The sequence below is a fragment of the Microbacterium sp. 05T445 genome, assembly GCF_056395865.1.
The window spans coordinates 544613-563344 of the sequence record NZ_JBFTKJ010000001.1 but is presented as its reverse complement, the minus strand read 5'-3'; the positions used below and the strand labels follow the sequence as shown (position 1 = coordinate 563344).

At 71.3% G+C, this 18732-nt stretch carries 20 protein-coding genes; 7 read left to right on the top strand and 13 right to left on the bottom strand.

The genetic code is table 11. From position 1 onward, the window contains the following. The first annotated feature begins 6 nt into the window (after positions 1–6). Complete coding sequence (locus tag AC1DDU_RS02690) at positions 7–1704, top strand: ABC1 kinase family protein (protein ID WP_477431083.1); 1698 nt, start codon at positions 7–9, stop codon at positions 1702–1704. Positions 1705–1738: 34 nt separating this feature from the next. Here the strand turns inward: AC1DDU_RS02690 and AC1DDU_RS02685 are convergent, their stop codons facing one another. Next, entirely contained in the window at positions 1739–2146 is a 408-nt protein-coding gene (locus tag AC1DDU_RS02685) for a gamma-glutamylcyclotransferase family protein (RefSeq protein ID WP_477431082.1), read from the bottom strand. Positions 2147–2251: 105 nt separating this feature from the next. Between AC1DDU_RS02685 and AC1DDU_RS02680 the strand changes: the two genes are divergently transcribed. Then, the gene (locus AC1DDU_RS02680) at positions 2252–2932 is read left to right on the top strand and encodes a DUF1345 domain-containing protein (protein ID WP_477431081.1); all 681 of its coding nucleotides are present in this window, start codon (positions 2252–2254) and stop codon (positions 2930–2932) included. Positions 2933–2966: 34 nt separating this feature from the next. Further along, the gene (locus AC1DDU_RS02675) at positions 2967–3584 is read left to right on the top strand and encodes a GyrI-like domain-containing protein (protein ID WP_477431080.1); all 618 of its coding nucleotides are present in this window, start codon (positions 2967–2969) and stop codon (positions 3582–3584) included. A gap of 49 nt (positions 3585–3633) precedes the next feature. On the opposite strand, the gene AC1DDU_RS02670 is transcribed toward AC1DDU_RS02675, so the two are convergent. Continuing rightward, positions 3634–4713 carry a type I restriction endonuclease gene (locus tag AC1DDU_RS02670; RefSeq protein ID WP_477431079.1) on the bottom strand — a complete coding sequence of 360 codons (1080 nt, stop codon included), beginning with the start codon at positions 4711–4713 and terminating at the stop codon, positions 3634–3636. A gap of 149 nt (positions 4714–4862) precedes the next feature. Here AC1DDU_RS02670 and AC1DDU_RS02665 point away from each other — a divergent pair, with 149 nt between their 5' ends. Next, positions 4863–5240, top strand: coding sequence for a PH domain-containing protein (locus AC1DDU_RS02665; protein ID WP_477431078.1), 378 nt, complete (start codon positions 4863–4865; stop codon positions 5238–5240). An 87-nt stretch (positions 5241–5327) separates the two neighbouring features. On the opposite strand, the gene AC1DDU_RS02660 is transcribed toward AC1DDU_RS02665, so the two are convergent. The 4 genes from AC1DDU_RS02660 to msrB all read right to left on the bottom strand — a co-directional run bounded on the left by AC1DDU_RS02660 (position 5328) and on the right by msrB (position 8608). Then, on the bottom strand, positions 5328–6230 hold the full coding sequence (locus AC1DDU_RS02660) for a hypothetical protein (RefSeq protein WP_477431077.1): 903 nt from the start codon (positions 6228–6230) through the stop codon (positions 5328–5330). Between the two features lie 139 nt (positions 6231–6369). After that, positions 6370–7515 (bottom strand): hypothetical protein, encoded by a 1146-nt coding sequence (locus AC1DDU_RS02655; RefSeq protein WP_477431076.1) that lies wholly within the window; start codon positions 7513–7515, stop codon positions 6370–6372. A gap of 74 nt (positions 7516–7589) precedes the next feature. Next, a complete protein-coding gene (msrA, locus tag AC1DDU_RS02650; RefSeq protein ID WP_477431075.1) occupies positions 7590–8144 on the bottom strand; it encodes a peptide-methionine (S)-S-oxide reductase MsrA in 555 nt (184 codons plus the stop codon). After that, positions 8141–8608 carry a peptide-methionine (R)-S-oxide reductase MsrB gene (gene msrB / locus AC1DDU_RS02645; protein ID WP_477431074.1) on the bottom strand — a complete coding sequence of 156 codons (468 nt, stop codon included), beginning with the start codon at positions 8606–8608 and terminating at the stop codon, positions 8141–8143. The genes msrA and msrB overlap by 4 nt, the downstream gene beginning before the upstream one ends. 208 nt (positions 8609–8816) lie before the next feature. Between msrB and AC1DDU_RS02640 the strand changes: the two genes are divergently transcribed. Then, entirely contained in the window at positions 8817–9278 is a 462-nt protein-coding gene (locus AC1DDU_RS02640) for a VanZ family protein (protein ID WP_477431073.1), read from the top strand. Here the strand turns inward: AC1DDU_RS02640 and AC1DDU_RS02635 are convergent. Then, the gene (locus AC1DDU_RS02635) at positions 9251–10348 is read right to left on the bottom strand and encodes a sensor histidine kinase (RefSeq protein WP_477431072.1); all 1098 of its coding nucleotides are present in this window, start codon (positions 10346–10348) and stop codon (positions 9251–9253) included. The two genes, AC1DDU_RS02640 and AC1DDU_RS02635, sit on opposite strands and share 28 nt — an antisense overlap. Further along, on the bottom strand, positions 10345–11004 hold the full coding sequence (locus tag AC1DDU_RS02630) for a response regulator transcription factor (protein ID WP_477431071.1): 660 nt from the start codon (positions 11002–11004) through the stop codon (positions 10345–10347). The genes AC1DDU_RS02635 and AC1DDU_RS02630 overlap by 4 nt, the downstream gene beginning before the upstream one ends. An 87-nt stretch (positions 11005–11091) precedes the next feature. Here AC1DDU_RS02630 and AC1DDU_RS02625 point away from each other — a divergent pair, with 87 nt between their 5' ends. After that, the gene (locus AC1DDU_RS02625; RefSeq protein ID WP_477431070.1) at positions 11092–11691 is read left to right on the top strand and encodes a M15 family metallopeptidase; all 600 of its coding nucleotides are present in this window, start codon (positions 11092–11094) and stop codon (positions 11689–11691) included. Positions 11692–11755: 64 nt separating this feature from the next. After that, the gene (locus AC1DDU_RS02620; RefSeq protein ID WP_477431069.1) at positions 11756–13789 is read left to right on the top strand and encodes an acyltransferase family protein; all 2034 of its coding nucleotides are present in this window, start codon (positions 11756–11758) and stop codon (positions 13787–13789) included. Here the strand turns inward: AC1DDU_RS02620 and AC1DDU_RS02615 are convergent. The 5 genes from AC1DDU_RS02615 to AC1DDU_RS02595 are packed head-to-tail and all read right to left on the bottom strand — an operon-like array spanning position 13780 to position 18713. Then, positions 13780–14694 carry a GNAT family N-acetyltransferase gene (locus AC1DDU_RS02615; protein WP_477431068.1) on the bottom strand — a complete coding sequence of 305 codons (915 nt, stop codon included), beginning with the start codon at positions 14692–14694 and terminating at the stop codon, positions 13780–13782. The two genes, AC1DDU_RS02620 and AC1DDU_RS02615, sit on opposite strands and share 10 nt — an antisense overlap. After that, positions 14684–15613: a Gfo/Idh/MocA family oxidoreductase gene (locus tag AC1DDU_RS02610; protein WP_477431067.1), complete on the bottom strand. Its 930-nt coding sequence runs from the start codon at positions 15611–15613 to the stop codon at positions 14684–14686. The genes AC1DDU_RS02615 and AC1DDU_RS02610 overlap by 11 nt, the downstream gene beginning before the upstream one ends. 3 nt (positions 15614–15616) lie before the next feature. Further along, on the bottom strand, positions 15617–16618 hold the full coding sequence (locus AC1DDU_RS02605; protein WP_477431066.1) for a hydroxyacid dehydrogenase: 1002 nt from the start codon (positions 16616–16618) through the stop codon (positions 15617–15619). Then, positions 16615–17679 carry a dihydrodipicolinate synthase family protein gene (locus AC1DDU_RS02600; RefSeq protein WP_477431065.1) on the bottom strand — a complete coding sequence of 355 codons (1065 nt, stop codon included), beginning with the start codon at positions 17677–17679 and terminating at the stop codon, positions 16615–16617. Before AC1DDU_RS02600 ends, AC1DDU_RS02605 begins: the two co-directional genes overlap by 4 nt. Further along, complete coding sequence (locus tag AC1DDU_RS02595) at positions 17679–18713, bottom strand: NAD-dependent epimerase/dehydratase family protein (RefSeq protein WP_477431064.1); 1035 nt, start codon at positions 18711–18713, stop codon at positions 17679–17681. Before AC1DDU_RS02595 ends, AC1DDU_RS02600 begins: the two co-directional genes overlap by 1 nt. Positions 18714–18732 lie beyond the last annotated feature (19 nt).

Genomic DNA, 18732 nt, shown 5'->3' with positions numbered 1-18732 from the left:
GATTCGATGGCCGACGACCCGCACGTGCGCGCCCGCTATCGGCGGATCCTGCGCTTCGCTGCGCGATACATCGTGCAGGCGTGGTGGTTCGAGCTGGTGCTGCCGCGGTTCGGATTCGGCGCGCTCGCCGCGCGCGGCCGCGCCCAGCGGCTGCAGAACATCGCCCGCCGCTTCCACACCCTGGCGGTCGAGCTCGGCGGGCTGATGATCAAGGTCGGCCAGTTCCTGTCGTCGCGGCTGGACGTGCTGCCGCCCGAGATCACCAAGGAGCTGGAAGGGCTGCAGGACGAGGTGCCGCCGGTGCCGTTCCCCGAGATCCGTGCGCTCGCCGAGGCCGAGCTCGGCATCCCGCTCACCCGCGCGTTCGACTGGATGGACGAGACCCCGGTGGCGGCGGCATCCCTCGGGCAGGCGCACCGCGCCCGGCTGACGCCGGCGGATGCCGCGGAGACCGGGTTCGCCGACGTCGTCGTCAAGGTGCAGCGGCCGGGCATCGAGGCGATCGTCGACGTCGACCTCATGGCGCTGCGACGCGTCGCGGGGTGGCTCGACCGTGTGCGCGTCGTGCGCGACCACGTCGATCCGCCGGCGCTGGTCGAGGAGTTCGCGAACACCAGCCGTGAGGAGATCGACTACCTCCACGAGGCGCAGAACGCCGAGCGGTTCGCCGATGAGTTCGCCGACGACCCGCGGGTGGGGGTGCCGGTGGTCGCGTGGGAGCGCACCACCCGTCGCGTCCTGACGCTGTCGGACGTCACGGCCATCAAGATCAACGACGTCGACGCGCTGCGCGCCGCGGGGATCGACCCGTCGGAGGTCGCGTCCGAGTTCGCCGACGTGATGTTCGACCAGCTGTTCATGCACGGCTTCTTCCACGCCGACCCGCATCCGGGGAACATCTTCGTGACGCCGGCCGCGCACCCCCGCGAGGGGGAGCGGCCGTGGAGGCTCACGTTCGTCGACTTCGGCATGATGGGCGAGGTCCCCGATTCGCTCCGGCACAACCTCCAACAGCTGGTGATCGCGGTCGCCGCGCGCAACAGCAGACAGATGATCGACAGCATCCGCGCCGTGGGCGTGCTGCTGCCCTCGGCCGACACCGGGGAGCTCGAGCGCGCGATGACCGCGCTGTTCGCCCGCTTCGGCGGCATGGGGTTCGCCGAGCTGCAGAAGGTCGACCCCCGCGAGTTCCGCGACTTCGCGACCGAGTTCGGCGATGTGGTGCGCTCACTGCCGTTCCAGCTGCCCGAGAACTTCCTGCTGATCGTGCGCGCGGTCTCGCTCACGAGCGGCATGTGCAGCTCGCTGGACCCCGAATTCAACATCTGGAACGCCGTCGAACCGTACGCGAACCGGCTGCTGCGCGACGAGCGCGGCAACGTCGTGGGCGCGTTCGCCCGCGAGGCCGCGTCGGTGGCGGGCATCGTCGCACGGCTGCCGCGCCGCCTCGACGACATGGTCACGCGCATCGACGACGGACGCCTCGTGGCGGACGTCCCGAAGCTGGATCAGCGCCTGCGGCGCCTCGAGCGACTGATCCGCCGCGTGGTCTCGGCGGTGCTGTTCGCCGCGCTGCTGATCAGCGGCGCCGTGCTGCGCACGCAGGACCTCACGATCGGCACCGTGCTGATGGTCGTGTCGGTGCTGCCCCTGCTGCACGCCGTGTTCGCGGGCTTCTCGGGCCGGCGCGGCCGCGGCGACTGAGCCGCCCAGCAGAGCGGATGCCGCGCCACGCGCGTCAGCCCTGCGCGAGGTCGGTGGCCACGATCGTGTAGTCCCCGCCGACGATCTCGGGGCCGAGGTCGGTGTCTCGGTTCCACACCAGCACGACAGCCTCCTCGAGGCCGGTGCGGGTGCGCACCCGCACCCACCGGGCGTCGTAGCCGTACAGCAGCTCCTCGTCGACGATGACGCGATTGACCTCGTCGCCCGGGCGAAGCAGGAGCAGCTCGCCGTGGCAGGAGGCATCCGCTCCTGTTCCGATCGTCAGCACCGGGTACTCCATCGAGGAGTGCCAGAACAGCCGTCCGCGCACGGATGCGGGCTCCGAGCGGACGACGTGGTCGCGCAGCATCGGCCACAGCGCCATGCCGGGCCGGAGACTGCCGTAGACGAACAGCGGCACGGTGGTGGGCGGGAGGGGCACGCTGACACGCTACCCGCGGCGCCCCGCCATTGCGGCAGTGAGCGCGCGGCGGGATCCGGATCGAGCCGCGGTCGGTCGTACGACGTGGCGGCACCACCCGCTACGGTGGCACGCAGGAACTCGTCCTCGGGGGTGCGTGTGGTCGGTGCGGCGATCGTGCGGGTCGTGGACCTGCTCGTGCAGCTCGCCCTCATCGGGCTGGGACTGGTCATCGTCCTCGCCGAGGACGACACGAGCATCGTCGAGGCGCTGGCCGCATGGAGCGCGCTCGGGGCGGCGTACTGGCTGGCGTCGGTGATCGCGATCGGTGTCACGGTGCGGCGTCCCGGTGGCCGGGAGCCCCGTCGGCTCGGGAGGTTCGACCTGCATCCGGTCGTCGCGGCGATCACCGTCACGGCGACGTTCCTCGCGAGCATCGTGGGTCTGGTGGCCGTCATCGAGATCCTGGTGCTGCGCGACGACCCCCACTGGGCCGGGTGGGTCGAACCGATCGCGGTGTGCGCGATGCTGCTCTCCTGGGCGCTGTACCACTGGGGCTTCGCGCGGATCTACGACCGCCGGTACCGGCAGGCGCATGAGCCGCCGCTGATCTTTCCCGGCACACCGACCCCGCGCCTCGCCGACTTCGTCTACTTCTCGTTCACGAACGCCACGACGTTCTCCGTCTCGGACGTCCAGGTCGTCTCCACCCGCATGCGGTGGACGGTCGTCTGGCACACCACGACGAGCTTCTTCCTGAACGCGCTCATCATCGTGCTGGCCTTCAGCACCATCATCAACGGCTGACCGCGGCCGACGGCATCCCGAGAGGAACCGCATCATGACCAAGGTCGATCTCAAGAAGTCGATCGCCGCCTACACGGCACCGCGGGGGGCGTTCCAGGACATCGAGGTGCCCCCGATGCGCTACCTCATGGTGGACGGCCACGGCGACCCGAACTCGACACCGGAGTACGGCGATGCCGTGGCCGCGCTGTTCGGAGTCGCGTACAAGCTCAAGTTCTTCAGCAAGAACGAGCTCGACCGGGACTACGTCGTGATGCCCCTGGAGGGGCTGTGGTGGTCGGACGACATGGCGACCTTCACGACGCAGCGCGACAAGTCACGCTGGAGCTGGACGATGCTGAACCTCGTTCCCGACTGGATCGACGCGGGCGACGTCGAGCGCGCGCGCGAGGCGGTCGCCGCGAAGGGAGTCGCACCGGCCGTCGAGCGCCTGCGGCTCGCCGAGCTCGTCGAGGGCCGGTGCGTGCAGACCCTCCACGTGGGGTCGTTCGACGATGAGGCGCCCGTGCTCGACGAGCTGCATCACCGTGTCATCCCCGAGGCCGGCCTGCGCATGCGCGGCCTCCACCACGAGATCTACCTCGCCGACCCTCGGCGCACCGCTCCCGAGAAGCTGCGTACGATCCTGCGGCAGCCGGTCGAGCCCGCATAGCGGAGCGACGGATGCCGCGACCCGGCCGGGGTCGCGGCATCCTTCGCGATCAGCGGTAGCGGACGACAGCTTCGCGGATGGCGTCCGCGTGCGCGTAGATCTCGTCGAGTGACTCGATCGGGTGCCGGGTCTCGACCTTCTCGTCGTCCAGGACGCCGAGGTACTTCTGCTTCGCGTTGAAGTGCAGGCGTGCGATGGGCTTGCGGTTGTTGTCGTCCAAGAGGACGGCGAAATAGCTCTTGGCGTCGCGGTGTGTGATTCGCTGAGGCTTCACCTCACCGCAGGCGATCGCCTTGACGATCGTGTAGCCCTCGAGCTCCTCGAGGGTGGTCTCGATCTCTGTGTCTCCGCTGAGGTCGTCCTCCGCGATGGGCTGCGACGCGACAGTGGAACTGTCGCCTCCTTGATTCATCCCTGCCCCGAGCGCGGTCTTGAGGCGATCATTGACGCTCTCGGTGAGGAACTGTCGCGAGGCTTTGGTCACCAGGGAGGTGAACTGGTCGCGAACCTTCTGCGTGTACGAGCCTTCGTAGACCTTGGCGGTGAAGAACTTGACCCACTCGTCCGTCGGCTCGCGGAACTGACCGGCGATCTCACGCTTGAGTGCGCCGACGTACTTCAGCTCCTCGGCTGCACTGATGATCGAATCCAGGTCGAAGCTCTCCTTACTCAGCTTCTGAACCTCGGGGATCAGGGTCTCGTCGATGTCGAGCAGGTCGAGTACGAGGAACGGCTTGGCGTCCATCCGATTCGGTGCATCCAGGTCTGTGAAGAACTGCCACACCACACCGTTAGTGAGGGCTGCGATTCGCGCGTTCGTCGTCGAGAAGTAGCGGAACAGCTGCGAAGCGTGCTCGATCTTCGGAGCGCCCGTCGATGCCTTGCACTCGATGAGGATCTGAACCTCGCCGCCACGCATGATCGCGTAGTCGACCTTCTCGCCCTTCTTGATCCCGACGTCTGCAGTGAACTCAGGCACCACCTCCAGCGGATCGAAGACGTCGTAACCGAGAATCGTCGAGATGAACGGCATGACGAATGCGTTCTTCGTCGCTTCTTCGGTGCCGATCGCGCCCGCCTGATTGGTGACCTTCGTTGCCAGTGCGGACAATCGATCCTGGAATTCCATGGTGCTCCCCGTATGTATTAGCCCGCATGGATCCTATTGGTCGTGCCGGCTTTCGGGATCGAGCGCCGAGTCGTGTCGTTGGTTGCAGCGCGATGGATACGGTGGGCTGAGTCGCGCGGCGTGGGCCGAGCGAACTTCGGAGGAGAGCCATGCCTGAAACCGCCGCCATTCTCGCCTGGACGTTGCAGCAGGAGATTCCGACGCCCGCTGATGTGCAGAGCCTGCTGGTCGAGGGCGAGCAGGCGATCGCGTCTTTCAAGACATTCCGGGACTCGGCGACGTTTACGACGAAGCGTCTGATCGTGCGGGACGCTCAGGGCCTGACCGGCAAGAAGGTCGAAATTCACTCATTGCCTTACAGCTCGATCCACATGTGGTCCACCGAGAACGCCGGCGGCATGCTTGATCGCGATGCCGAGGTGGAGCTTTGGACCAAAGCGGGTCACATCAAGGTGAAGCTCACCAAGGGAGCTGACGTCCGCCGAATCGACAGCCTGCTCGCCTGGGCCGTCCTCCAGAGTCACTGAGGCTCGCACCAGCTTCACGCGTTCGCGATCCGTACCGACGGGTGCACGACGGATGCCGCGACCCGGCCGGGTCGCGGCATCCGTCGGTCACTTCTTGTGCGCTGCGGCGCCCGCCGGGCTGTCGGTGGGATCCGCCGATGCGTCGCCGGGGCTGCGGGAGATGAGGTTCGTCGCCCACCGTTCGTTGAAGCCGGCGAGGAAGCCGACCGAGCCCCAGAAGAACCAGCTCTGGATGCGGCCGTCGGGGATGGTGAACACCGCCGCGAGAAGTCCGCTCTTGAGGAAGAACACCACTGCGGCGGCGAAGAACCAGCCGAGGTAGATGCGGTACTGGGCGGCGCCGCTGTTAGCGACCTCGATGGTGAGGTTGCGCACCCGGTGCAGCCGCAGCAGCACGCTCACGCACGCCCCGGCCGCGCCGGCACCGACCGCGACGAGCACGTCGCGCAGCGCCTCGCCCTGGTCCGCGGGAAGCGGTCCGCCGAGCCACAGCCGGATCACCGCGGTGGCAGCACCGCCGATCACGAGCAGCACCAAGAAGGTCATCAGCACGCCGCGGAACAGGTCGTGCGCGTACAGCCGGCGGGCGATCTCGCCCTCGCGTCGCGCAAGGAAGTCCTTGGCGAAGCGCACCTGCGCGTCCAGTGCCGCCAGCTCCGCGGTGCGGCGCTTCGGGTCGGACAGGCCCACCGCCGCGATGCGCACGGTCTCGTGCACGAGCTCGTCGAAGAGCCGGGCGTCCTCGTCGTGCCCGCGCAGGACCAGGCGGCCACGAAGCGAGAGTTCATCGAGGCGTCCGAACTGGCGCGGCGCCTTCGCGGCCACGCTCTGCGCCTGCTCGCGAAGCTCGGCATCGGTCGTGTGGAGCAGTCCGAACACCGGATCCGGCTCCGCCAGCGGCCTGCGCGCGAACGAGCGGGCGAGCCACGGCATGATCACGGACGACCTGTCCGCGAAGCCCACCCGAGGGGCGGCTGTCGATCCGGTCATGATCGCTCCTTCCGCCGGTCCTCGCCGGGGCTGAATGCGCCCGACGCCGGACATCCACAAGGAGCGCCCGGTCGGCGCCGGTGATACCCGGGCGCACGAACGAGCCGGATGCCCCGACCCCGCCGTCCGCGGGGCGGATTCAGCGGAAGAACCCCAGGATCATCTCGTCGATGATCGACCACAGGGCGTACGTGGCCGCGACGACCGCGATCACGATCCAGATCCAGTGGGGCCCGCTCTGCCGAAGACGTCGGCCGGGCATCGCCACGCCCCGCGGCGGACGCACGATGCGGGGCATCCCGTCGTCGTCGCCGACCCTGGTCTCGCCCAGCCGGTCGTCGCGCCAGCGCCGCCACTGCGCGAACTTCGCGGAGAGCGCGTCGATGGTGGTGAGCAGCCACTCCCACGTCGCGGGGTCGAGGGTGGAGAGGTCGCGTCGCGCGTAGAGGAACAGCCGGTCGTCGACGATCTCGACGTCGAGGGCGGCGGCGTTGTCTATGAAGCGCGCCATGATGTCGGGCGTGAAGATGTACAGCGCGTCCTTCTCGTAGCCGCGCGGCGCGTACAGCGTGAAGTGGCTGTCGAAGTCGCCCTCGAGGCCCAGCCGCTGCGCGGGGTCGAGGGTGATCGGGAGGCTGGTGGCGCCGAGCGCGTTGTTGCCGGTGGCGTCGAGCACGATGTGGGGCAGGTGGTTGCCGATGCGCACGGTGGCCAGCCCCCACCGGTGGGTGCGCGCGTTCTTGCCCGACCCGGTCGTGAACTCGAAGTTCGCGATCGTCAATCCGCGTCCGGTGCCGGCCCTGGCCGCAGCGGCATCGGGCGTGTCGCCGACGGCATCCCACATCCGCTCGTCGACGCCGAGCGAGAACAGCATGCCCGGCAGGTCATCGGCCGGCCCCAGCGGGCGGTAGTCGAGGCCGTTGGCGCGCGCGAACCGTGCCAGGCGGAACTGACGCCGGCCGCTGCGGGCGGCGCGGTTGCGCACCACGGCGGCGATGGTGATCGCGGGGATGAAGGCGAGGACCCCGGCGCTGACGAGCTGCAGCGCCCACTCGCTGAGGGTCGACGGGAGGAGCTGGTCGGCGCTGATCAGCATCGCGAGCCAGACCGCGGCGAGCGCGGTGAACACCACGAAGACGGTGACGTCGCCGGCACTGATCCTGCGGCCGTTCCCACGGATCTCGGCCGGCAGCGTCTCCCGGTACGCCCGCAGCGCGGCAGCATCGATCGGCTCGGTCAGAGCAGTCGTGTCGACGGTGGACGAGTCGGCGGCTCGTGTCGGCATGGGAGCCAGGCTATCGAGCGCAGACGCACGGATGCCGCGACCCGGCCGGGTCGCGGCATCCGTTCTCATTCGCTCTACGCGGTGGCGTCGGCGCGCTTGGGCAGCACCCATCCCGCGCGGGGGAAGTGGCAGGTGTAGCCGTTGGGATAGCGGATCAGGTAGTCCTGGTGCTCGGGCTCGGCCTCCCAGAACGGGCCCTCTGGCTCGATCGTGGTGACCGCCTTGCCGGGCCACAGACCCGACGCGTCGACGTCGGCGATGGTGTCGCGCGCGACCTCGGCCTGCTCGGACGAGAGCGGGAAGATCGCCGACCGGTAGCTGGAGCCGATGTCGTTGCCCTGCCGGTTCAGCGTCGACGGGTCGTGGATCTGGAAGAAGAACGCCAGGATGTCGCGATACGTCGTCTGCGCCGGGTCGAAGACGATCTCGACCGCCTCCGCGTGACCGGGGTGCTTGCGGTAGGTGGCGTGCGCGTTCTCACCGCCGGTGTAGCCGACGCGCGTGCCGAGCACGCCGGGCTGGCGGCGGATGAGGTCCTCCATGCCCCAGAAGCAGCCGCCGGCGAGGACCGCCGTCTCGGTGCCCGGGGTGCGGGTGATCTCTCCGGTGTCGAAGGGTCCGCTGGTCATGATGCGTGCTCCTGGTTCTCGGTGGGGAAGAGGTCTCGGTACGCCGCGTAGCCCTCCGCCTCGAGCTCCGAGACGGGGACGAAGCGCAGCGCGGCGGAGTTCATGCAGTATCTCAGGCCGCCGGCGTCCCGTGGGCCGTCGCTGAAGACGTGGCCGAGATGGCTGTCGGCTCCCGACGAGCGCACCTCGGTGCGGGGCATGAACAGGGTCCAGTCCTTCTTGGTGGTGACCGCGTCGGGCTCGATCGGCCGGGTGAAGCTCGGCCATCCGGTGCCGCTGTCGTACTTGTCGCTCGATGAGAACAGCGGCTGGCCCGACACGACATCGACGTAGATGCCGGGCTCGTGGTTGTTCCAGTAGGCGTTGCGGAACGCAGGCTCGGTGCCCTCGTTCTGCGTGACCCGGTACTGGGTGTCGGTGAGGCGGCTCAGGGCCTCGGGGGTCTTGCGGTAGTCGTTGCTCACGGTGTGGCTCCTCCTCGGACGACGCGGCTGGCTGCGGCGTCATAGGAGAGAACGGATGCCGCGGCGCTTTTGGTCCCGCGAACCTGGGAGCCCGCTGCGAGTTCGCGCCGGCGGGGTCTGCAGGCGCCGGCGCATACGCTCCCGCAACATCGCCCCGCCTGGACTGGACGTGACGTCCCCGATCGGGGGCGGGCAGGGAGAGAACCGCATGACCGACTCCACGACCACGCCGCGCCGCGGCATCCGCACGCTCGCGCTGCTGGCGGCCGCGGCCGTCGTCATCGTGCTGACCCTCGCGCCGCGTTCGATCGTCGCGCCTGCGCGCGGCGAGTTCCTCCAGCTCGTGGACCGCTTCTCGCCGCTGCTCGCATGGCTTCCCGCCGGCGACGCCGAGCGGGTGCTCAACACGCTGCTGTTCATTCCGCTGGGCGCGGCAGTGGCGCTCCTGCTGCCCCGTCGCGGGTGGCCGCTGGCGGTCGTCGCCGCCGGGGCGGCCTCGGCGGGCGTGGAGTACCTGCAGACGTCGATCCCGGGCCGCGTGCCCGATCTCGACGATGTGCTGTGGAACACCGCGGGCGGCGCGATCGGCGCGATCACGGTCACCGTCATCCGGCTGGCGGTCGCCGTCGCCCGTCGCGCGGGTCAGCGGGGGAGTGTCACCCGCACGTGAAGTCCGCCGTCCGGCAGCGCCTCGACGCGCAGCGTGCCCCGGTGGGCGCGCACGATGGACGCGACGATCGCCAGCCCGAGACCGGCGCCTTCGTGCCCGCCGTCGGCACGGCGGGCACGGCCGGCACCACGGACGAAGGGCTCGGTGAGCGTCGCCGCGAGGGCGGGGTCGAGGACCGGGCCGCTGTTGGACACCGACAGCTCGACGGGGGAGGAGCCCGTCACGACGATCTGCACCCAGCCGCCGTCCACGTTGTGCACGACGGCGTTGTGCACGAGGTTCGCGACCAGCTGCGCGAGGAGGGTGGGGTCGCCGGTCACCGTCGCCGACCCGGGCGAGGTGTGCAGTCGGATGCCGCGGGCAGCGGCATCCGACTGCTCCGCCTCGATCTCGTCGGCGACCAGCGCTGTCAGGTCCACGGCCGTCGTCGCCAGCTCGCTGCCGCGGCCTGCGCGCGAGAGCGCCAGCAGTGCCTCGATGGTTGAGATCGCCCGCTCGTTGGTGGCGCCGATGCGGCGGAGCACGAGGTCGATGTCGCGGCCGTCGGGATCCGCCTCCGCGACCTCGACGATCGTGCGGATGACGGCGTGCGGCGTGCGCAGCTCGTGCGAGGCGTTGGCGGCGAACCGCCGCTCCTCGTCGATGGTGTGCTGCACACGGTCGAGCATGGCGTCGATCGTGTCGGCGAGATCGGTCAGCTCGTCGCCGGAGCCCGGGAGCGCGATCCGCTGGTCGAGGTGCCCGTCGCGGGCGCGGCTGGCGCCCGCGGTGATCTGCGCCAGCGGACGCAGCACGATACCGGCGAGCAGCCAGCCCCCGACGAGGCCGAAGACGACCAGGCCCGCCATGGCCCACCATGCGTACTTGACGAAGACCTCGACGAGGTCGGACCGGTTCGGCGCCCACCCGCCGCTCTGGACGAACAGCGCCCCTTCGGGCACGAACCGCAGCAGCAGGAACCCGACGACGAACAGCGCGACGCCTGCCACGATGAGGAAGCCCGCGTAGCTCAGCGTGAGGCGGACCCGCACCGAGAGCCCGCGCGGTCTGGGGGACGCGTCGCCGATCATGCGCTCATCCGATAGCCGACCCCGGGCACCGTCTCGATCGCCCACGGCTCGCCGAGACGCTTGCGCAGCGTCGAGATGGTGATGCGCACGGCGTTGGTGAAAGGGTCGGCGTTCTCGTCCCACGCGCGCTCGAGCAGGTCCTCGGCGCTGACCACCCCGCCGCCTGCCGCCATGAGCACCTCGAGCACCGCGAACTGCTTACGGGTGAGCGCCACGTAACGGCCGTCGCGGAAGACCTCCCGCCGGAACGGATCCAGACGCACCCCCGCGACCTCTACCACCGGTGGGGTGCCCGTAGCGGGCCGCCGCCCCAGGGCCCGCAGGCGCAGCACAAGCTCGCGCAGCGCGAACGGCTTGGTTAGGTAGTCGTCGGCGCCGCTCTCGAAGCCGGAGGCCTTGTCGTCGAGCCGGTCGGCGGCGGTCAGCATCAGGATGCGGGGAGCGGCGGCCCCGGCGGACAGCCGCCGAGCGATCTCGTCGCCGTTCGGACCGGGGATGTCGCGATCGAGCACGACGACGTCGTAGGCGTTCACCGAGAGCTGCTCCAGGGCGGTGTCGCCGTCGCCGGCGATGTCGGCGGCGATCGCCTCCAGGCGCAAGCCGTCACGGATCGCCTCCGCGAGGTAGAGCTCGTCCTCGACGATCAGCACGCGCATGGGACCAGCGTAGGTCGCCGGGTGTATCGGCAGCGTATGCGCAGACGCTTACGCCGTCGCAACAGGCGCACGCGTGGGATGGGTGCCATGTACGAATCCCTCGGCACCTCATCGATCGTCCGCCCGCCGTCCCGCCTGCGGTGGCTGACGTTCCTCGGGCTCGGCGTCTGCCTGGCGGCGCTGCTGGCCGCACTCGCGATCGTCGCGGCGCAGACCCTGCTTCCGTCGGGGCTGTCGGCCTTCACCCCGACCGCCGAGGACGGCTACCGCCCCGACGGCACGGTGGTCACCCTCGAGGACGAGGATCTGCCGATGATCAGCCGGCTCGAGCCCGGCCTGCGCGACGCGCTGCGGCAGGCGGCCGCCGACGCCGCGAACGAAGGCATGCCGTTCCAGGTGACCAGCGGCTGGCGCAGCGAGCGGTACCAGCAGCGCCTGCTCGAGGATGCGATCGAGCAGTACGGCAGCGAACAGGTCGCGCGCGAGTACGTCGCGACCCCCGACCGGTCGATGCATGTCACGGGCGAGGCCGTCGACATCGCGCCGGTCGACGCGCAGGTCTGGCTCAGCGCCTACGGCGCGCGGTACGGCATCTGCCAGACGTATGCGAACGAGCGATGGCACTTCGAGCTCGCGACCGAGCCTGGAGGGGTGTGTCCGCAGATGAAGACGGATGCCGCCGGCTGACGCGTCCGACGGCCCGCGTCAAGGGGGGTGCTGCCGTTCACGCCGTCCGCCTACACTGCCTCGCGTGGCGGAACGAGTTCTCGCGCGGCCCGACCGCTCGGGCTTCCGCGCCGACATCCAGGGACTGCGCGCGATCGCGGTCGGGTCGGTGGTGCTCTACCACGCGGGCGTGCCGTTCCTTCCGGGCGGCTATGTCGGCGTCGACGTCTTCTTCGTGATCTCGGGGTTCCTCATCACGTCGCATCTGCTCGGGCAGTTGGAGGATCACGGCCGGCTGCGGTTCGCGGAGTTCTACGCAAGGCGGGCCCGCCGCATCCTCCCCGCCTCGTTCGCCGTTCTTCTGGCGTCGGTGCTCGCGGCGCTCATCTGGTACCCGCCGCTGCTCATGCGCGACGTCTGGACGGGGGCCGTCGCGACGGCGCTGTACGTGCCGAACTACTTCTTCGCCGTCCAGAGGTCGGACTACCTCGCCGAGTCGTCGAACCCGTCGCTGTTCCAGCACTACTGGTCGCTGGGGGTCGAGGAGCAGTTCTATCTGCTGTGGCCGGCGCTGCTGGCCGTCGCGTGGGCGGTGGTGCGGTCGCGGCGGGCACTGCTGGCGGTGCTGGTGGGGGTCGTCGCGGTGTCGTTCGCGCTGTGCGTCGGGCTCACGTCCACCGCGCAGCCGTGGGCGTTCTTCTCGCTGCCCTCCCGCGCGTGGGAGCTGGGGGTCGGCGGGGTGGTCGCCGTACTCCTGCAGCACCGCCGGGGGATCGTGCGAGGCCGGTGGGCCGCCGTCGTCGGATGGGGCGGGATCGCAGCGGTGGCGGCATCCGTCCTGCTGTTCTCCTCCGACACGCTGTTCCCCGGGACGGCGGCCGCGCTGCCGGTGCTCGGCACCGCCGCGGTCATCGCCGCCGGGCGGTCCCGCGGCGGGCCCACCCGCGTGCTCTCCACGCGCGCGATGGTCTTCGTCGGCACCATCTCGTACTCGCTGTACCTGGTTCACTGGCCCGCGCTGGTGCTGCCGGGGGCGGCGATCCCCGGACCGCTGCCGCTGTGGGCGACGCTGTTCATCGCCGCCGCCTGCGTGCCGGTGGCCTGGGCCCTCTACCGGTTCGTCGAGGATCCGGTGCGCCGGGCGGCGCCGCTGACGCGGTCGCCGGCGCGTCTGACCCTGATGGGCGCCGCCGCCGGCTCGGTCGCCTGCCTCGTCGTCGCGACGGGCGCCTACGCCGTCGCCGACGCGCGCCCGCTCGACGCGGAGCGCACCGCGTCGCAGACCGTCATCGCAGGCCCGCCGCGCGGCACCGACTACGTGCCGGCGAATCTCGCACCCGACCTGCGCGACGCCAGGTCGAGTCTTCCCGAGGTCTACGACGACGGCTGCATGCGAGGGATCGCGGCGACGGATGCCGACGGCTGCGTGTACGGCGACCCGGCCGCGCCCCGGATCCTGTTGTTCGGGGACTCGCACGCCGCGCAGTGGTTCCCGGCCCTGGAGGCGTTCGCCGCGTCGGCAGGGTACTCGGTCGAGGTGCAGACCAAGAGCTCGTGCCCCGCCGCAGACATCGAGACGCTCCGCCGCGGAACGCCGTATCCGCAGTGCCCCGCCTGGCGTGACGCGGTGATCGCGCACATCAACGCCTCGCCGCCGGCGCTCGTCGTGGTCGCGACGTTCACCGACCCGGAGCTCGCGCCCGGCGTCGACGACGACGCCAAGACCTGGGATGCCGCACTCGGCCGCACCCTCGACGCCCTGCACGCGCCGATCGCGGTGATCGCCGACACTCCCGACATGCGGGAGGACCCCGCGCCGTGCCTGTCGGCGCACCTCGCCGACGCCGAGGTGTGCAGCAGGCCGCGATCCGTCGCTCTGGCGGGTCCCGCGCGCGAGGCGGAGCTCTCGGCGACCGCGGAACGCGGCATCCCGCTGCTCGATCTCAACGACTACCTGTGCGACGCCGAGCGATGCCCGCCGATCATCGGGAACACGCTGGTGTACCGCGACTCGCACCACCTCACGGCCGACATCAGCGGCGACATGGCCGGTGTCCTGGGCGCGGCGCTGACGCCGCTGCTGCCGCCGGGTGCTCCGGCCGCGGGCGCTCAGAAGTAGTCGGCGGCGCCGAAGTGCCGGACGCCGTCCAGGCGCGGCTGTCGCGCGATCGTCAGGGTCATGCCGGTGGCATCGGTCGTCCACCGCGCCAGAGGGGCGAACGCGCGCACCGCGGCGATGTCGTCCGCCCGCTGCGGGGCGGCGATGTCGCAGTGCTCGACGCGGCTCTCGCTCCAGTCCTGGCCGATCGCGCCCAGGAGCGCTTCCCGTGCGCCTGCGGGGGCGGTCGCGGATGCCGCGAGTTCCGCGAGGATCCCGGTGCGCTGCTGCACACCGGCGACGGCGTACGCGACCGGGGCGCCGTCGCTGTCGATCGTGTAGAGGGTCATGCCGTGCAGGCGCACCTCCGCCATCGTCCACTCGATCGCCGAGCGGACCGGCGCCAGGACGAGCCCTTCGCGCGACTGCTCGTACACCGCGTCCGATGACGCCAGCGTGCCCGGGCCGATCGTGGTGCGGCGCGCGGATCCTCTGCCGCCGAGCGCGGCCCACGGTCCTCGTGCCGCCCGGTGCATCGTGAACGGCTCGAACCCGCTCGACCGGTACACCTCGGGGGTGTCGGTGAACAGCAGCGCCCAGTCGGCGCCGGCGCGACGGGCGGACTCCACCGACGCCGACACCAGGCGGCGGGCCAGCCCGCGCCCGCGCGCCCGCTCGGCGACCGCGACGCTGCCGATGCCGTGCACCGCCGCGACGCCGTCGACGACGCGCAGCCGCTTGGGCAGGCCGTAGATGGATCCGACCACGCCGTCGGCGTCGACGGCGACGATCGTGTGCGCCAGCCGGTCGGGATCGACGAGCCACTGGTCGGGTGACAGCGGCGGCGCGAAGGCGCGCGCCCACAGTGCGGCGAGGTCCGCCGCGTCTTCGGCGATCGCGGATCGGAGCTGCGGCTCAGCGTGCATCGGAGGGTCCTCCGTCCGCCGGGGCGGCGTCGTGGCGGGAGCGCGCCGCCTGCGCGGCCGCGAGGGCGTTGCGATAGACCGCGCCGGTGCGCGCGGCATCCACCGGCTCGTCGCCCGCGGCGAATCGGACGATCGCGTCGGCGGTGCCGAGGTAGCCCAAGCCGGCGAGGTCGTCCGGAAGCACGATCTCGTCGAGCCCGTCGTCCGTCCACACCCGCACGGCGTAGCGGTCGGGACCGGCGACGCCGGAGATCGTGACCGACACCGGGATCGCGTCGACGCGCGCGTGCACCGTCGCCAGCAGTTCGGATGCCGTCGGCACGGCGCCGACCACCCGGGTCGCCGCCGCGACGTCCGCCGCCGCGCCGGGGAGGACGACGTCCAGCATCTCCCAGGCGTGCACGCCGATGTTGATCATCGTCCCGCCGGCTCCCGACGGGTCGTCCTGCCAGCGTCGGGCGGGATCGAGGAAGCCGGCGATGTCGTGCTGCGCGAGCACCTCGACCGCCCGCACCTCGCGGCCGGCCGTCCGGTCGGCCAGCGCGCCCAGCGCAGGGGCGAAGCGCAGGACCGACGATGTGAAGCGCCGCGCGGGAGGCAAGGCCTCCCAACGCATGAGGCCGGCGGCGTCGGCGGCGATCGTCTTGTTGAAGAACACCGGCACGCCCGCCTGCGCGCAGGCCCGCGCGACGTCGACCGCCCGGCCGGTGCGCGGGGTGGCGACCACGACATCGGGGCCGGCGATCAGCAGATCGTTCAGGCGCGCGAACTCGGGCGCGCCGAAGCGTCGTGCGAAGTCCCGGCGCCGGTCACCGTCGTCGGCGTCCCAGACGCCGAGCGGCACAGCTCCCCGCGCCGCGAGGTTCACGGCGTCGGTGAAGGGGTGCGAGTGCGCGACTCCCGCGAAGGCGACCCGCAACGCTCAGCCCATCGCGGCGAGCATGTCGCGGTCGACCGCGTGTTGCAGAGGGCGTCCGGCGGCGAAGGCCTCGACCTCGTCGGCGACGATGCGGCCCTGGTCCCGGCGCCCCTCGACCGTTCCGGCCGCCCGGTGCGGCGTCAGCAGCACGTTCGGCAGCGTGCGCAGCACGCTGTGCGCCGGCAGCGGCTCCTCGTCGAAGACGTCCAGCGCGGCCGAGATGCGGCCGGTGCGCAGCTCGGCCTCCAGTGCGGCCTCGTCGGTCAGCCAGGACCGCGCCGTGTTCACGAGTCCCGATCCGTCCGGCATCAGCGCCAGCTCGCGCGCTCCGATCATGCGATGCGTCGCGGGGAGGGTCGGGGCGTGCAGCGCCACGATGCGCGCGCGGCGCAGCGCACCGTCGAGGTCGGTCTTCTCCGCGCCGAGTGCGGCCGCCTCGGCGGCGTCGACGGTCGGGTCGACCAGCAGCGGGACGGCGCCGAGGGCGCGGATCAGCTGCAGGTACGACCGGCCGGTGCGCGAGGCGCCGATCACGGCGATCGGTGCACCGAGGATCTGGTGCTGCGCTCCCACTGCGGGGTCGTACCAGCCGCCCGGCGTGCGCAGCGCGTCGTTCATCTCGGCCACGCGGTGCAGCAGCGCCAGCGTGAAGGTCAGCGACACCTCCGCCACCGGCCGCGCCATGCCGAGCCCCGCCTGAGTGACCAGGATGCCGCGGCCGAACAGCTCGTCGGTCAGGAACGGCTTGACCGTCGCACCGGTGTGCGCCACGAGGTCGAGGCGCGGCATCCGCTTCAGCAGTTCCGCGTCGAACGGGGCGGCGCCCCAGCTCGTGATGACCGCCCTCGTCGCGGAGAGGTCGGGGACGTCCGCGAGGCGATCCACGCGCAGGCTGCCGCCGCCCAGCGCCCGCGCCGCCGCACCGAGCCGCTCGAGGTCGGGCTCGGAGAAGAACTCCGCCATCAGGTCGGTGGTGACGGCGGCCACGAGCACGGGGGAGGTCATCGCAGCCATTCTCCGAGATGCTCGGCGATGAACGCGTCGTCGTTGAGCTCGGGGTAGGCGCAGCGCACGCGCGCGATCTCGTCCGCCTGGCCGGGCGAGAGCCCCTCCGCCGGGTCCAGGCACCAGATGCCCTCGAGCAGGCCCTGCTGGCGCAGCATCTCGTGCACGCCGGCGATCACGCCGTGGAAGTCGTTGCCCGGATCGAAGACCGCCTGGTTCACATCGACCAGGTCCGAGGCCATCCGCCCCAGGTCGGAGTAGGCCTCGCGATCGCCGGCGGCCGCGCGCCGCGAGAGCTCCAGCAGCGAGACGGCGGCACGCGTGCCGACGGCCCACTGGCCGAGGAGGCCTCCCACGAACCGCAGCGTGCGCGGGCCGTCCGGGGACTCGACGTGGAACTCCGACAGCAGGTCGGCCACGATCGCGTCGTCGTTGCCGGTGTACAGCGCGATCTCGTCGGCACGACCGGATGCCGCGACACCGCGCACCAGCTCCAGCGTGCGGTAGCGGTCGAACGGCGCCGCCTTGACCGCGACGACCGACGGGATCGACGCGAACTCCCGCCAGAAGTCCCGGTCCAGCACGGGTCCCCCGATGGCGGTCTGCAGGTAGAACCCGACCACGGGCAGCACCTCGCCCACGGCGCGGGCCCGCTCCAGCAGCGCGCGCTCGTCGGCGCCCGCCACCCGCGGGCTGACCAGCACCGCGTCGTAGCCGAGCGAGCGGGCGAGCTCGGCCTCGGCGACGGCCTGCACGGTGCCGCCGGCGACGCCCGCGATGCGCACGACGTCGGGGTCGCCGTGCGCGTCGAGCTCTTCGGCGGCGAGGGCGAGCACCGGCTCGAACAGGGCGTGCTCGGCGTCGCGGATCTCGAACTGCGTCGTGTGCACGCCCACGGCGAGCCCGCCGGAGCCGGCGGCGAGGTAATAGCGGGTGAGCGCGCGCTGACGCCGTTCGTCCAGCCGCCGGGCCGAGGTCAGTGCGAGCGGATGCGCCGGGATCACGGCGCCACGGGTCAGGGTGCGTGCGGCCTCTGGCCGCAGGGAGGGCACCGAGGTCATCAGAACCTGCCGTCCCGGACGGCCCACTTGGTGGGCTTCGCCGACATGGGATGCCCCGCCTCCACCCACGCCGCCTGCAGCCCGATGAGGGCATCGGCCGAGAGCGCGGGGTAGCCGAACAGCGCCATGCATCGACGCGAGTCGTTCAGGAGCGCGGTCGGCTGAGGCTCGTCGACGAGTTCGACGTCGTGGCCGAGCAGCTCGCCGAAGCGCCGGGCCACCGCCGCGACGCTCAGCGTCTCGGGGCCGGTGAGGTTGACGGTGAACACGTCGGCCGAGGCGTGGCCGAGGCTGCGCAGCACCACCTCGTTCGCGTAGCCCTGCCACACCACGTTGACGTTGGCGGTGGCGACCGACACCGGCTGCCCGGCGTGCACGGCACTCGCGATGTCGGCCAGGACGCCGTAGCGCAGATCGATCGCATAGTTGAGGCGGATGATCGACACCCGTGTGCCGCGCTCCTGGGCGCCGAACTCGAACACGCGCTCGCGGCCCAGGCACGACTGCGCGTACTCGCCGATGGGCGCCGGCGCGACCTCTTCGGAGGCGCCGCCGGAGGATGCCGGCACGAACGGATACACGTTGCCCGTCGACATCACCGCGATCGCGCTGTCGCGGTACCGGCGGACGACACGGTCGGGGAGCGCGGCGTTGACGGCCCACGCCCACGACGGGGCGGTGGCGGCGCCGAACTTCGCGCCGACCATGAACACGACGTTCGGGGCGTCGGGCAGCGCCGCCAGGTCGTCGCGCTCGATAAGGTCGAACGGCACGACCTCCACGCCGGCCGCCTCCAGGCGCTCGCGCACGGCGGCGTCGCCGAAGCGGGAGACGGCGTGCACCCGGTCGCCGGTGCGGCCGGCGGCATCCATCGCCCGTCGTGCGAGGATCGCGAGCGTCGGCCCCATCTTGCCGCCGGCGCCGAGGATCACGAGGTCGCCCTCGCCTTCGGCCATGTCGGCGATCAGTGCCGCGCTCGGAGCGGTGAGGGCGTCCTCGAGCTCCGCCTCGCCGGCGAAGGGGTGAACTGTCACGTGCGGGTCCTTTCTGTAC